Raw genomic sequence first — 12,943 nt, 5'->3', positions numbered from 1 at the left:
GTGACCCGGCCCCGCGCGGGCCTGCCGCCGCGCGGTCGGCGCGCCCCGGCCCGCCCGGCGCTCGCGCGCGTCCGGACGCTGCTGCGCGGGGCGGTGCTCGCCGTGATCGTGCTCGGGGCGCTGCCGGCCGGCGGTACGGCCCACGGGGACGACAACGGGGAGTGGGCCGTCCGGCCCGCCGCCAACGCCGTGACCCGGCGGCCGTACTTCTACCTCGCCGCCGCCCCCGGCACGACCGTCGCGGACACGGTCACCGTCACCAACCGGACCGACCGCCCCCGCAGCTTCCGGCTCTACGCCGCCGACGCGTACAACACCCCCCGCGACGGCGGCTTCGCGCTCCGCGGCCCCGACGAGCCGCGCCGCGCCACCGCCGCCTGGGCGGAGCTCGCCCGGGAGCGGGTCACCGTGGCGGCCGGGGCGTCGGCGGACGTCGGGTTCACGCTCACCGTCCCCGACCGGGCCGAGCCGGGGGACCACCCCGGCGCCATCGTGGCCGTGGAGGACGCCCCGGGCGGGGCGGGCCCCGGCATCGGAGTCCGGCGGGCCGTCGCCGCCCGCCTCTACCTCCGGGTCACCGGGCCCACCGCCCCCGCCCTCGCCGTCCAGGACCTCGCGGTCACCCCGCGGCGCGGCGCCGCCGGCGCGGAGGTCTCGTACACGCTCCACAACCTCGGCAACGTGACCCTGCGGCCCCGCGCCACCCTCACCGCATCCGGCGCCCTCGGCCGCCGACTGCTCCACCGGGAGCTCACCGGGCTGCCCGCGGAACTGCTGCCCGGCCAGCGCGTCCGGCTCTCCACGTCCTGGGCCGACCCGCCCGCCGCCGAGTGGGCCGAGGTGACGGTGCAGGTCAGCGCCCCCGGAGCGGCCGCCCGGGCCTCCGTCGGGCATGCCGCGCGGCCGGGTCTGGCGACCGCGCTCGCGGCTCCTGCGGCCCTCCTGGCCGTGGCCTGGTCGGCGCTGGTAGCCGCATCGGGGAGAATGGCCCGTATGAGCGATCGTTCCCCCGAGCCCACCGCCCCGCACCGCGCGGGCTTCGCATGCTTCGTCGGCCGCCCCAACGCGGGGAAGTCGACCCTGACCAACGCACTCGTGGGTACCAAGGTCGCGATCACCTCCAACCGGCCCCAGACCACCCGCCACACCGTCCGCGGCATCGTGCACCGCCCCGACGCCCAGCTCGTGCTGGTCGACACACCGGGTCTGCACAAGCCGCGCACGCTGCTCGGCGAGCGCCTGAACGACGTCGTCCGGACCACCTGGGCCGAGGTCGACGTCATCGGCTTCTGCCTGCCGGCCGACCAGAAGCTCGGCCCCGGTGACAAGTTCATCGCCAAGGAGCTCGCGGGGATCAAGAAGACCCCCAAGATCGCCATCATCACGAAGACGGACCTGGTCGAGTCCAAGCAGCTGGCCGAGCAGCTCCTCGCCGTCCACCAGCTCGCCGCCGAGCTGGGCTTCGAGTGGGCCGAGATCGTCCCCGTCTCGGCGGTCGGCGACAGCCAGGTCCAGCTGCTGGCCGACCTGATCGCGCCGCTGCTGCCGCTGAGCCCGCCGCTGTACCCGGAGGGCGACCTCACCGACGAGCCCGAGATGGTGATGGTCGCCGAGCTGATCCGCGAGGCCGCGCTGGAGGGCGTGCGCGACGAGCTCCCGCACTCCATCGCCGTCGTGGTCGAGGAGATGATCCCCCGGGAGAACCGCCCGGCGGACCGCCCGCTGCTGGACATCCACGCGAACCTCTACATCGAGCGGCCCAGCCAGAAGGGCATCATCATCGGCCCGAAGGGCGCCCGTCTGAAGGAGGTCGGGATGAAGTCGCGCACGCACATCGAGGCGCTGCTCGGCACCCCGGTCTTCCTCGACCTGCACGTGAAGGTCGCCAAGGACTGGCAGCGCGACCCCAAGCAGCTGCGCAAGCTGGGCTTCTGACGCGGCCGGCCGGTCCCCCGGGCGGGGGACCGGCCGGCCCACCGGCTACGCGGGACGGCGCAGCCGCACCACGTTGTCCGTACGGGTCCCGGGCGTGCCGTCGGGCTGGTTCTGGACCCGCTCGGTCTCCTCGGCCCGCAGCACCTCCCAGCCCGCCGTGACCGGCTCCAGCTGCGCCACGACGTCCTGCGGCGTGGGGAAGTACGCCTCCTCGCGCTCCTCCTGCCAGGGTGCCCAGCCCGCGTGGCCGACGACCAGCAGCGTGCCGCCCGGCGCCACGGCCGAGGCGGCGGCGCGCAGGACGCGGTCGCGGGGGAAGTCCCCGTAGTTGTGCAGGAAGCACGCCGAGACCAGGTCGAACTCCCCCTCCGGGAAGGACTCGGTCAGGTCGTGCCGCTCCAGGGTGACGCGGTCCGCGACCCCGGCGTCCGCGGCGTGCTCGGCGCTCCGGCCGAGGGCGACCCCGGAGATGTCGGTCCCGGTCACGGTCCACCCGAGGCGGGCCAGCCACACCGCGTCGCCGCCCTCCCCGCAGCCGAGGTCCAGGGCCCGGCCCGGGGCCAGTCCGGACACCTCTTGCACCAGCACGGCGTTGGCCTCGCCGCTCCAGATCCGGCCGGTCTCCTGGTAGCGGGCGTCCCAGAACTCCTCGCCCGCCCCGCCCGGCGGGCGGGTGGCGCGCTCGGAGCCGTGGCCGTGGCTGTGCGGGTGCCGGTGGTCGTGCGTGCGCTGCTCGGACATCGAGGCCCCTCCTGTAGGCGCACCGGTTGCGGTGCGGTGCCGCCGATGCTCCGCCCGCCGTCCCGCACGGTCAAAAGTTGTTGCCGCTTCGGCAAACGCCGGTCAGGGGCGCTCCGGCGGCTCCGCGATCAGGGCCGTCGCCACCCGCCGGAACCCCGCGCGGGAGTAGACGCGGGCCACGTCCTCGTCGCCCGCCGTCAGGAACACCGTGGCCGCCCCGCGCGCCAGGGCGTCCGCGACCAGCGCCGCCGTCACGCCGAGGGCCAGCCCCTGGCGGCGGGCCGAGGGAAGGGTGCCGACGGCGACGACCTCGGCGACCTCGCCGACCGGGTTGTACAGGCCGGAGCACAGCACCACCCCGTCCCGCACGGCCGCCGCCATCGCCGTCGTGCCCGCCGTGAGTTTCGCCGCCAGCGAGGCCCGGCGGACCTCCACCGCCGGGTCCGCCGCCGCCACGGCCAGCTCCGCCGGACCGGCCTCGCCCCGGGCCGTCCCCGGATCCGCGAAGGCGAGGGCCGGCACCGCCACCGCCGCCGTGAGCAGCGGGTCGTCGGCGCCGAGCAGGCGTACGTCAGGATGCGGCGCGAGGGGTTCCGCGGCCGGGTCCAGCACCATCAGCGGGTGCTCGTGGACATGCAGCCCGGCGGCTTCCACGGCCGCCCGCAGCGTGGGGCTGGTTTCGGCCACCCACTCGAAGGCCTCCGGGATCCCCAGCTCCCGCTGGCGGGCCAGGACCCGTTCCACATCGGCCGCCGAGGCGTCCGCCCCGCCGAGCGCGGGGCGCGCGTAGTACGGCCAGCCGGCGCCCTCCTGGACGAACAGGGTCAGCGGTCCGAAGTCCTCGCCCCGTGCACCGCCCACGCGCGGCACGGCGTCGTAGTAACGCTCCAGTGATTCCAAGATCTTTGTCATCGGGCCATCCAAGCAAAGCGACCCGGAGCGGGCACCTGGTTTGCCGTCGGCGGGCGGGCCCGCCGGCCGGCCCGCCCGCCCGCACCGCGGGGGACTTTCTCAGGCGCCCTCCTTCAGGACCCGCGAGATCAGCGAACGCTGCGCGTCCGACAGGTGCGGGTCCGCGCAGGACACCGTCCGCCCGTCCACCGTGATCCGGTACGAGAACCCGTCCCGCACCCGGTGCGCCTCGTCCCCGGGCGAACCGGGCCGCAGCGCCAGCTGCGCCAGCGCCCGCCACTCGTCCTCATCGGGCCGGCCCGAGGTGTCCACCTCGACCCGGCGCTCGATGCCCGTGAAACCTCCGGTACGTACCACCAGAATCCGCATGAGGGCTTGTCTACCCCACCCCTAGGCGGTCGGCACGCCCACCGTCGACCACGCCTTCTGGAGCGCCCGCTGCTCCGCGCCGCCCTCCCCGAACCTGGCGACGGCCGCCGCCATCGAGAGCCGGGCGAAGTCCTTGAACGTGGCCTTCGGGGTCAGTTCGCCGCCGGTCAGGGTGTCGTACCAGATCTGCCCGGCGCGCTCCCAGGCCTTGCCGCCCAGCTCCGTCGCCACGAGGTAGAAGGCGTGGTTGGGGATGCCGGAGTTGATGTGCACGCCGCCGTTGTCGCTGTAGGTGTCGACGTAGTCGTCCATCGTCGCGGGCTGCGGGTCCTTGCCGAGCTCGTCGTCGTCGTACGCCGTGCCGGGCGCCTTCATCGAGCGCAGCGCGACCCCGGTGACGTTGGGGCCGAGCAGTCCGGCGCCGATCAGCCAGTCCGCCTGGTCCGCGGTCTGTCCCAGGGAGTACTGCTTGATCAGGGATCCGAACACGTCGGACATCGACTCGTTGAGCGCGCCCGACTGTCCCCGGTAGACGAGGTTGGCCGAGTACTGGGTGACGCCGTGGGTGAGCTCGTGGCCGATCACGTCCACCGACACCGTGAAATCGAGGAACAGGTCCCCGTCGCCGTCGCCGAACACCATCTGCTGGCCGTCCCAGAAGGCGTTGTTGTAGTCCTCGCCGTAGTGCACGGTCGCGTCCAGCGGCAGTCCGGAGTCATCGATCGAGTGCCGTCCGAAGCCCTTGAGGAACAGCTCGAACGTGGCCCCGAGCCCGGCGTACGCGCGGTTGACGGTGGCGTCGGCGTGCGCCGGGTCGCCCTCGCCGCGCACCTTCTTCCCCGGCAGCCGGGTGCGGTGGCCGGCGTCGTGGATGGTGCGCCGCGGGTCGTCGCCGGCGGGCGCCTCCAGGGCCGGGGTGATGCCCCGGACGGTGGTCACCCGGCGCCGGGTGCGCAGCAGGGAGTCCTGTTCGAGGGTGCGCTGGGCGGCGTCGGCCCGCCGGGTGTTCTCGGACTGGGCGATCTTGTCGAGGAGGTGCGGGGGGATCACGGTGCAGAAGACGGGGTGGCGGTGGGCGTGCGCGGTGGCGTGGGAGGTATCCATGCCCGGCAATGTGGCACCGGGTAACCGTCATGTCACTAGATGCGACCATGATTCATTCGGTTGTGTTACCTGCCCGTAGGGTCGGGGCGAGTGAGGCTTAGCTCACATTTGGTACAAAACGGACAGGGCGGTCTTGCATACTGGAACAGGTCCTCGCGTCACGGCGCGGCTCGGCTAGGCTCGGCCCATCATGCGTTTCGGGCTGCTTCTCCTTAGCTGCCGCGGCGAGGGTCTGTAGTCGTAGGCCGACCCCCTCCCCGCGGAGTCTGGTGTTGCGGATTTACGACCGCCGTCGGCCGTCCCAGCGAACTACACGCGGACACGCGAGGAGCCCCACGCCATGAGTCAGCACACTTTCGCCGGCAGCCCCACGCCCATCACGAACGCGACCCACGCCCAGCGGCCCTCCGGGATGCCGATCCACAAGTACGGCTCGTACGAGCAGGTGGACATCCCCGACCGCACCTGGCCGGACGCCCGCGTCACCAAGGCTCCGCGCTGGCTCTCCACCGACCTGCGCGACGGCAACCAGTCGCTGATCGACCCGATGACCCCCGCCCGCAAGCGCGAGATGTTCGACCTGCTGGTGCGCATGGGCTACAAGGAGATCGAGGTCGGCTTCCCCTCCTCCGGCGAGACCGACTTCGCCTTCGTGCGCTCCATCATCGAAGAGGGCGCGATCCCGGACGACGTCACCATCTCCGTACTGACCCAGGCCCGCGAGGACCTGATCGAGCGGACCGTGGAGTCCCTGGTCGGCGCCAAGCGCGCCACCGTCCACCTGTACAACGCGACCGCTCCCACCTTCCGCCGCGTGGTCTTCCGCGGCTCCAAGGAGCAGATCAAGCAGATCGCCGTCGACGGCACCCGCCTGGTCATGGAGTACGCCGAGAAGCTGCTGGGCCCGGAGACCACCTTCGGCTACCAGTACAGCCCGGAGATCTTCACCGACACCGAGCTGGACTTCGCCCTGGAGGTCTGCGAGGCCGTCTGTGACGTCTGGCAGCCCGCCGAGGGCCGCGAGATCATCCTGAACCTGCCCGCCACCGTGGAGCGTTCGACGCCGTCCACGCACGCGGACCGCTTCGAGTGGATGGCCCGCAACCTGACCCGCCGCGAGCACATCTGCATCTCCGTCCACCCCCACAACGACCGCGGCACCGCCGTCGCCGCCGCCGAGCTGGCCCTGATGGCCGGCGCCGACCGCATCGAGGGCTGCCTGTTCGGGCAGGGCGAGCGCACCGGCAACGTGGACCTGATCACCCTGGGCATGAACCTGTTCTCGCAGGGCATCGACCCGCAGATCGACTTCTCGCAGATCGACGAGATCCGCCGCACCAGCGAGTACTGCAACCAGATGGAGGTCCACCCGCGCCACCCCTACGCGGGCGACCTGGTCTACACCGCCTTCTCCGGCTCCCACCAGGACGCCATCAAGAAGGGCTTCGACGCCATGGAGGCCGACGCGGCCGCCCTGGGCAAGACCGTCGACGACATCGAGTGGGCGGTCCCGTACCTGCCCATCGACCCCAAGGACGTCGGCCGCTCCTACGAGGCCGTCATCCGGGTCAACTCGCAGTCCGGCAAGGGCGGCATCGCGTACGTCCTGAAGAACGACCACAAGCTGGACCTGCCGCGCCGCATGCAGATCGAGTTCTCGCGGATCATCCAGGCCAAGACCGACACCGAGGGCGGCGAGGTCACGCCGAAGGCGATCTGGGACGTCTTCCGCGACGAGTACCTGCCCAACCCCGAGGACGCGGCGGCCCAGTGGGGCCGCATCCAGCTGCGCTCCGGCTCCACGGCCACCGACAAGGACGGTACGGACACGCTGACCGTCGAGGCGGTCGTGGACGGCGTCGACGCGGTCCTGAACGGCACCGGCAACGGTCCGATCTCGGCCTTCTTCGACGCGCTGGCCGGCATCGGCATCGACGCCCGCCTGCTGGACTACACCGAGCACACCATGAGCGAGGGCGCCTCCGCCGTGGCCGCCTCGTACATCGAGTGCGTGATCGACGGCCGCGTGCTGTGGGGCATCGGCATCGACGCCAACACCACCCGCGCCTCCCTGAAGGCGGTCATCTCCGCCGTCAACCGCGCGGGCCGCTGACCCGTCACCCCGTAGTGCCCCGGCCCCGCCCCTCCACCCGGAGGGGCGGGGCCGCGCCGTTCGGCCGGGAAAGGGCGCCGGGAAGGCGGAGGCGGGCGGGGGCGCAGTTCGGCCAAGTCCCCCGGGTGGCGCAGGTTGTCTTGTCACACGGCTGACGGATCCTCACCGATGTGGCTAACATCACGCCAATCCGGCGATGTCGCCGGCAGGTGACGGAGGTGCGACGTGCTGCCAGTTCGGGGTGGGGACGGCCGGAAGCTGACGGTCTGGGGCGTCCGTACCACCTGGAGCACCGTGGATGACGGGGAGTTCTTCTGCCCCGACTGCGGCGGTGACCGCAACTACCGCCGGCGCACCGGGCGGCGCCGGTTCACCGTCCTCGGCGTTCCGCTGCTGCCGCGCGGGCAGGCCGGACCCGTCGTCGAGTGCCAGGCCTGCCGGGAGCGCTTCGACACCGAGGTCCTGGACCACCTCACCACCCACCGGTTCTCGGCGCTGCTGCGCGACGCCGCGCACACCGTGGCGCTGGCCGTCCTGGCGGCGGGCGGGACGGCCTCGCGCAGCGCGCTGGAGGCCGCCGTGTCGGCCGTACGGTCGGCGGGCTTCCAGGACTGTACGGAGGAGCAGCTGGAGTCCCTCGTGGAGGCGCTGGCCACCGACGAGGGCCGGCTCGGCCTGTACGACGGCCCGGAGTGCTGCGGGGCCGCGCTGTCGATAGAGCTCCACGAGGCCCTGGAACCGCTGGCCCCGCACCTGGCCGGACCCGGCCGAGAGTCGATCCTGCTCCAGGGCGCCCGGATCGCCCTCGCGGACGGCCCGTACATCCCGGCCGAGCGCGAGGTGCTCGCCACGGTGGGCGCGGCGCTGCGGATGACCCCGGACGAGGTGGCCCGCCTGCTGTCCGCAGTACGGGCCACCGGGGCGTAGGGCCCCCGGGCCGGCGGGTATCGCGCCGTCGGGCCTGCGGGTGCGGCGATGAACCGGCGTGGCCCCGCCCGGCCGGCCGGTGGGCGCTCTCCCGCGGCCGTATACCGGCATGCCGTCCGGACCGGGTAACGATCCGGCCTCACGGGGCCTGAAACCGGCCTGCCCCGCCCTTCGTGCCGGGGTCGGAGGGGGTCACTCCGGGCCGCGGCGATCCACCCCCCGGACACCCTGAAGCGGCCGCCCCGGCGGGCCGCGCCGAGCCCCGGCGAACCGCGTTCGCGCAGGCCGGGCGATGGGCGCCGGGCAGTCGTGGGGGCAGCGGCGCGGCCGTGTCCCGCGCGCGCCCCATACGCTCCCCGGCGGCTCGGCCGCCATGGGGGAAACCTCCAACGCGGACATCGCCTGACGTCAACAGTTTGTAGAAGTCGACGATATCTGTGAGCACGCCCACAGGCGTTCAATTCCGGTCACACGACGAGACGCCGGCGGAAACATTCCGGGGCTTCGATTCACGTGAACGCACTGACAACCCTGGCGGACCAACGGGACAGCGGCCCACTCCGTCCAGGGACAACCAGATTCCTCTCGGTTACCTACCTCTTGAAGGGCAAGGCAGAGATGGCACGTGTCGCCGCCCGGCTTTCCGCCAGTGGAGAGCAGAGCACGCACCCGGTCGACGAGGTGCTCCCCCTCCCCAAGCTCGCGCTGTACGGCTTCCAGCACGTACTCGCCTTCTACGCCGGCGCGGTGATCGTCCCGATCATCGTGGGCGGCGCCCTCGGCCTCACCACCGAGCAGCTGGTCTACCTGATCAACGCCGACCTGTTCACCTGCGGCATCGCCTCGATCCTGCAGGCCTGGGGCGTCGGCCGGATCGGTGCCCGGCTGCCGCTGATCCAGGGCGTCACCTTCACCGCGGTGTCCCCGATGATCGCCATCGGCCTCGGGGCCGGCGGCGGGACGGCGGGCCTGCTCGTCATCTACGGCGCCGTCATCACCGCCGGCATCGCGACCTTCGCCTTCGCCTGGCTGCCCGCCAGGGCCTTCCGGACCATCATGCGGATCTTCCCGCCGGTCGTCACCGGCACGGTGATCACGGTGCTCGGCATCGTGCTGATACCCGTCGCCCTCAACGACGCCGCGGGCGGCCTCGGCAGCCCCGACTTCGGCGATCCGAAGAACTTCGCGTACGCCGGCGGCACCATGCTCTTCATCCTCGTCCTGATGAAGACGGGCCGGCCCTTCCTCTCCAGCATCGCGATCCTGCTCGGCCTGGTCGGCGGCACCGCCGTCGCGTTCCTGCTCGGTGACGCCAAGTTCGGCGGCGTGGGCAACGCGAACTGGGTCGGCGTCACCACCCCGTTCCACTACGGAGCCCCGAAGTTCGAGTGGTTCCCGATCGTGCTGATGCTCATCGTCATGCTGATCACGATGGTCGAGACGACCGGCGACACCTACGCCGTCGGCGACATCGTCGGCAAGGAGGTCGACAGCGAGACCGTGGCCCGCGCCCTGCGCGCCGACGGCGCCGCGACCGCGCTCGGCGGCGTCCTGAACTCCTTCCCGTACGTGGCCTTCGCCGAGAACGTCGGCCTGGTCCGGATGACCAAGGTCAAGAGCCGGTTCGTGGTGGTCGCCGCGGGCGTCTTCATGATCGTCCTCGGCCTGCTCCCCAAGGCCGCCGCCATCGTCGCCGCCGTCCCGCACGGAGTCCTCGGCGGCGCCGCGACCGTGATGTTCGGCATGGTCGCCCTGGCCGGCATCCAGACCCTGGCCAAGGTGGACCTGAAGGAGGAGAAGAACGCCCTGGTCGTGGGCGTCTCCCTGGCCTTCGCCCTGCTCCCGGCCACCGTCCCGGTGTTCTTCAAGGAGCACCTGGACCCCGACCTGTCCTCGCTGCTCAACAGCGGTGTGACCCTCGGTGCCACGGCCGCGATCGTGCTGAACCTGATCTTCAACGGCCTCGGCGAGGACGACCCGCACGCCGTCGCGGAGGCCGCGGTGGCCGCCGTCCCCGCCCAGGCGGCGGCCCCGGCAGACCCGGCCCCGGCAGACCCGGCCCCGGCCGACCCGGAGACCGGCGCCGAGAAGAGCGGGGCCGAGAAGAGCGGGGCGGAGAAGGCGGCCGACGGAGCGCCGGCAACCCCCTGACCCTCCCCGGCGGTGACGGCCCTCCGGTCCGGACCGGAGGGCCGTCACCGCGCCCGCACAGGCGACAATGGGCCCATGAGTCTGTTCCGCGACGACGGCATCGTGCTGCGCACCCAGAAGCTGGGTGAGGCGGACCGCATCATCACGCTCCTCACCCGGGGACACGGCCGGGTGCGGGCCGTCGCCCGCGGGGTCCGGCGCACGAAGTCCAAGTTCGGCGCCGGGCTGGAACCTTTCTCCCACGCCGACGTGCAGTTCTTCGCCCGGGGCAGCGAACTGATCGGCCGCAGCCTCCCGCTCTGCACCCAGACCCAGATCATCGCCCCGTACGGCAACGGCATCGTCACCGACTACGCCCGCTACACCGCGGGCACCGCGATGCTGGAGACCGCCGAGCGGTTCACCGAGAACGAGGGCGAGCCCGCCGTACAGCAGTACCTGCTGCTCGTCGGCGCGCTGCGCACCCTCTCGCGGGGCGAACACGAACCGCACCTGATCCTGGACGCCTTCCTGCTGCGCTCGCTCGCCGTCAACGGCTACGCGCCCAGCTTCGACGACTGCGCGAAATGCGGGATCCACGGCCCCAACCGGCACTTCTCGGTCGCCGCGGGCGGGGTCATATGCGGCGACTGCCGCGTCCCCGGCAGCGTCGTACCCTCGTCGGAGGCCATCGCCCTCCTCAGCGCCCTGCTGACGGGCGACTGGGGCCACGCGGACGCCTGCGAGGCACGTCACGTGCGGGAGGGCAGCGGGCTGGTCTCGGCCTATTTGCACTGGCATCTGGAGCGCGGGCTACGCTCCCTGCGATACGTCGAGAAATAGGAGCTGGACACATGGCACGACGCGGGATTCTGGGACGCTCTCGACGGGAGTACAAGGTTCCCGAGCCGCACCCGTCCGGTGCGCGCCCGCCGAAGATCCCCGGTGAGCTGGTCCCGAACCACGTCGCCGTCGTCATGGACGGCAACGGCCGCTGGGCCAAGGAGCGCGGTCTGCCGCGCACCGAGGGCCACAAGGTCGGCGAGGGCGTCGTGCTCGACGTGCTCAAGGGCTGCCTGGAGATGGGCGTCAAGAACCTCTCCCTGTACGCCTTCTCGACGGAGAACTGGAAGCGCTCGCCCGACGAGGTCCGCTTCCTGATGAACTTCAACCGCGACGTCATCCGGCGCCGCCGCGACGAGATGAACGAGCTGGGCATCCGGATCCGCTGGGTCGGCCGCATGCCGAAGATGTGGAAGTCGGTCGTCCAGGAGCTCCAGGTCGCCCAGGAGCAGACCGTCGACAACGACGCGATGACCCTGTACTTCTGCGTCAACTACGGCGGCCGCGCCGAGATCGCGGACGCGGCGCAGGCGATCGCGCGGGACGTGGCGGCGGGCCGGCTGGACCCGTCGAAGGTCAACGAGAAGACCTTCGCGAAGTACATGTACTACCCGGACATGCCGGACGTGGACCTGTTCCTGCGGCCGAGCGGCGAGCAGCGCACCTCCAACTACCTGCTCTGGCAGAGCGCGTACGCCGAGATGGTCTTCCAGGACGTGCTGTGGCCGGACTTCGACCGCCGCAACCTCTGGCAGGCCTGCCTGGAGTACGCCCAGCGCGACCGCCGCTTCGGCGGCGCCGTCCCGAACCAGTCGGAGGGCTCCACGGGCTGACCGCCGGCCCGTGCGGGATGCGCTCTGCCGCCATGGACATGACCGATCAGGCGGTGGAGCTGTACTACGGCGCGAGGCGCGGGGACGTCCGGGAGGTGCAGCGCTTCGCCCTGCGCAGGTTCCCGCCGGCCCGCCGGGCCCTGGGGGCGCACTTCCTGGCCGGAGCGTCCGGGGCGGGAGCGACCGTACTGGCGGGCCTGGTCATCCCGCCGCACCCCGCCCGGGGACTGCCGCCGGCCGCCCTGATCAGGGTCGCGGTGGCCGTGGGGCTGCTCGGGTCCCTGGTCGCGCTCTGGCGGGGCGGCCGCCGGATGTACGCCTGGGCCTCGGAGTACCCCGAGTACCGGTGCGTGGTCTCGGCGGCGGGGACGGCCAACCACCGGCCCGACGGCACTTCGGCCGTATACGGGTGGGACGCGTGCGCCGCCTGGGCCGAGACCCCGAACCTGTTCGTGTTCGTGTACGCCAACGGCCGCGACCTGGGCTGGATCCCCAAGCGGGCCGCCCTGGTCCCCGAGGACCTGGAGCGGCTCCGCGGACTCCTCGACCGGAACCTGACCCGCGCCGGCTAGCCGGCGGCGGCGCAGTCGGCGCAGGTGCCGAAGATCTCCACCGTGTGGGCGACATTGACGTAGCCGTGCTCGGCGGCGATGGACTCCGCCCACTTCTCCACCGCGGGACCCTCCACCTCGACGGCCTTGCCGCACTTGCGGCAGACCAGGTGGTGGTGGTGCTCCCCGGTGGAGCAGCGGCGGTAGACGGATTCGCCGTCGCTGGTCCGCAGCACGTCGACCTCGCCGGCGTCGGCGAGGGACTGGAGGGTGCGGTACACGGTGGTCAGGCCCACGGAGTCACCGCGGTGCTTGAGCATGTCGTGCAGCTCCTGGGCGCTGCGGAACTCGTCCACCTCGTCCAGCGCCGCGGCCACGGCGGCCCGCTGCCGAGTGGATCGTCCTCGTACTGGCGCGGTCTCGCCAGGCGCAGTCGCCACCGGTTCCTCCTCGTGTCGGTCTTGGCCCATTGTGCCAGGAGACCG

General features: G+C 72.4%; 12 protein-coding genes and 1 pseudogene. 8 read left to right on the top strand and 5 right to left on the bottom strand.

Going from position 1 to position 12,943, the window contains the following annotated elements:
• Window positions 1-483, top strand: a pseudogene (locus EES41_RS44170) (DUF916 domain-containing protein); the annotation flags it as partial.
• A 501-nt stretch (window positions 484-984) separates the two neighbouring features.
• Window positions 985-1,935, top strand: coding sequence for a GTPase Era (gene era / locus EES41_RS42945; RefSeq protein WP_037791844.1), 951 nt, complete (start codon window positions 985-987; stop codon window positions 1,933-1,935).
• A gap of 45 nt (window positions 1,936-1,980) precedes the next feature.
• Here era and EES41_RS13070 read toward each other — a convergent pair whose 3' ends face one another.
• The 4 genes from EES41_RS13070 to EES41_RS13055 all read right to left on the bottom strand — a co-directional run bounded on the left by EES41_RS13070 (window position 1,981) and on the right by EES41_RS13055 (window position 5,061).
• On the bottom strand, window positions 1,981-2,676 hold the full coding sequence (locus EES41_RS13070) for a cyclopropane-fatty-acyl-phospholipid synthase family protein (RefSeq protein WP_123078236.1): 696 nt from the start codon (window positions 2,674-2,676) through the stop codon (window positions 1,981-1,983).
• Between the two features lie 102 nt (window positions 2,677-2,778).
• Window positions 2,779-3,588, bottom strand: a complete 810-nt coding sequence (locus EES41_RS13065) for a GNAT family N-acetyltransferase (RefSeq protein WP_164495824.1) — start codon at window positions 3,586-3,588, stop codon at window positions 2,779-2,781.
• 99 nt (window positions 3,589-3,687) lie between these two features.
• Window positions 3,688-3,957 (bottom strand): protealysin inhibitor emfourin, encoded by a 270-nt coding sequence (locus EES41_RS13060; RefSeq protein ID WP_123078232.1) that lies wholly within the window; start codon window positions 3,955-3,957, stop codon window positions 3,688-3,690.
• Window positions 3,958-3,978: 21 nt separating this feature from the next.
• Window positions 3,979-5,061 (bottom strand): M4 family metallopeptidase, encoded by a 1,083-nt coding sequence (locus tag EES41_RS13055; protein WP_123078230.1) that lies wholly within the window; start codon window positions 5,059-5,061, stop codon window positions 3,979-3,981.
• Between the two features lie 340 nt (window positions 5,062-5,401).
• Between EES41_RS13055 and leuA the strand changes: the two genes are divergently transcribed.
• The 6 genes from leuA to EES41_RS41395 all read left to right on the top strand — a co-directional run bounded on the left by leuA (window position 5,402) and on the right by EES41_RS41395 (window position 12,479).
• On the top strand, window positions 5,402-7,174 hold the full coding sequence (gene leuA / locus EES41_RS13050; protein WP_123078228.1) for a 2-isopropylmalate synthase: 1,773 nt from the start codon (window positions 5,402-5,404) through the stop codon (window positions 7,172-7,174).
• 225 nt (window positions 7,175-7,399) lie between these two features.
• Window positions 7,400-8,101, top strand: coding sequence for a TerB family tellurite resistance protein (locus EES41_RS13045; protein ID WP_008739306.1), 702 nt, complete (start codon window positions 7,400-7,402; stop codon window positions 8,099-8,101).
• Window positions 8,102-8,719: 618 nt separating this feature from the next.
• Entirely contained in the window at window positions 8,720-10,252 is a 1,533-nt protein-coding gene (locus EES41_RS13040) for a nucleobase:cation symporter-2 family protein (protein WP_254211424.1), read from the top strand.
• A 75-nt stretch (window positions 10,253-10,327) separates the two neighbouring features.
• The gene (gene recO / locus EES41_RS13035) at window positions 10,328-11,074 is read left to right on the top strand and encodes a DNA repair protein RecO (protein ID WP_008739303.1); all 747 of its coding nucleotides are present in this window, start codon (window positions 10,328-10,330) and stop codon (window positions 11,072-11,074) included.
• Between the two features lie 11 nt (window positions 11,075-11,085).
• Window positions 11,086-11,907, top strand: a complete 822-nt coding sequence (locus tag EES41_RS13030) for an isoprenyl transferase (RefSeq protein ID WP_008739301.1) — start codon at window positions 11,086-11,088, stop codon at window positions 11,905-11,907.
• 32 nt (window positions 11,908-11,939) lie between these two features.
• Window positions 11,940-12,479 carry a YcxB family protein gene (locus EES41_RS41395; RefSeq protein ID WP_164495823.1) on the top strand — a complete coding sequence of 180 codons (540 nt, stop codon included), beginning with the start codon at window positions 11,940-11,942 and terminating at the stop codon, window positions 12,477-12,479.
• Here EES41_RS41395 and EES41_RS13020 read toward each other — a convergent pair.
• Window positions 12,476-12,898 (bottom strand): Fur family transcriptional regulator, encoded by a 423-nt coding sequence (locus EES41_RS13020; protein WP_008739300.1) that lies wholly within the window; start codon window positions 12,896-12,898, stop codon window positions 12,476-12,478. The two genes, EES41_RS41395 and EES41_RS13020, sit on opposite strands and share 4 nt — an antisense overlap.
• Between the last annotated feature and the right edge of the window lie 45 nt (window positions 12,899-12,943).

Origin of the sequence: Streptomyces sp. ADI95-16, from assembly GCF_003721495.1 — a bacterium.
GTDB classification, from domain to species: Bacteria; Actinomycetota; Actinomycetes; order Streptomycetales; family Streptomycetaceae; genus Streptomyces; species Streptomyces goshikiensis.
Note: the sequence above shows the minus strand (reverse complement) of the source record. Positions and strands in the feature narration are given on the sequence as shown.

Bases quoted from the DNA above. Each gene is read 5' to 3' on its own strand.
- era (WP_037791844.1), top strand. From the start codon at position 985: ATGGCCCGTATGAGCGATCGTTCCCCCGAGCCCACCGCCCCGCACCGC.
- EES41_RS13070 (WP_123078236.1), bottom strand. From the start codon at position 2,676: ATGTCCGAGCAGCGCACGCACGACCACCGGCACCCGCACAGCCACGGC.
- EES41_RS13065 (WP_164495824.1), bottom strand. From the start codon at position 3,588: ATGACAAAGATCTTGGAATCACTGGAGCGTTACTACGACGCCGTGCCG.
- EES41_RS13060 (WP_123078232.1), bottom strand. From the start codon at position 3,957: ATGCGGATTCTGGTGGTACGTACCGGAGGTTTCACGGGCATCGAGCGC.
- EES41_RS13055 (WP_123078230.1), bottom strand. From the start codon at position 5,061: ATGGATACCTCCCACGCCACCGCGCACGCCCACCGCCACCCCGTCTTC.
- leuA (WP_123078228.1), top strand. From the start codon at position 5,402: ATGAGTCAGCACACTTTCGCCGGCAGCCCCACGCCCATCACGAACGCG.
- EES41_RS13040 (WP_254211424.1), top strand. From the start codon at position 8,720: ATGGCACGTGTCGCCGCCCGGCTTTCCGCCAGTGGAGAGCAGAGCACG.
- recO (WP_008739303.1), top strand. From the start codon at position 10,328: ATGAGTCTGTTCCGCGACGACGGCATCGTGCTGCGCACCCAGAAGCTG.
- EES41_RS13030 (WP_008739301.1), top strand. From the start codon at position 11,086: ATGGCACGACGCGGGATTCTGGGACGCTCTCGACGGGAGTACAAGGTT.
- EES41_RS41395 (WP_164495823.1), top strand. From the start codon at position 11,940: ATGGACATGACCGATCAGGCGGTGGAGCTGTACTACGGCGCGAGGCGC.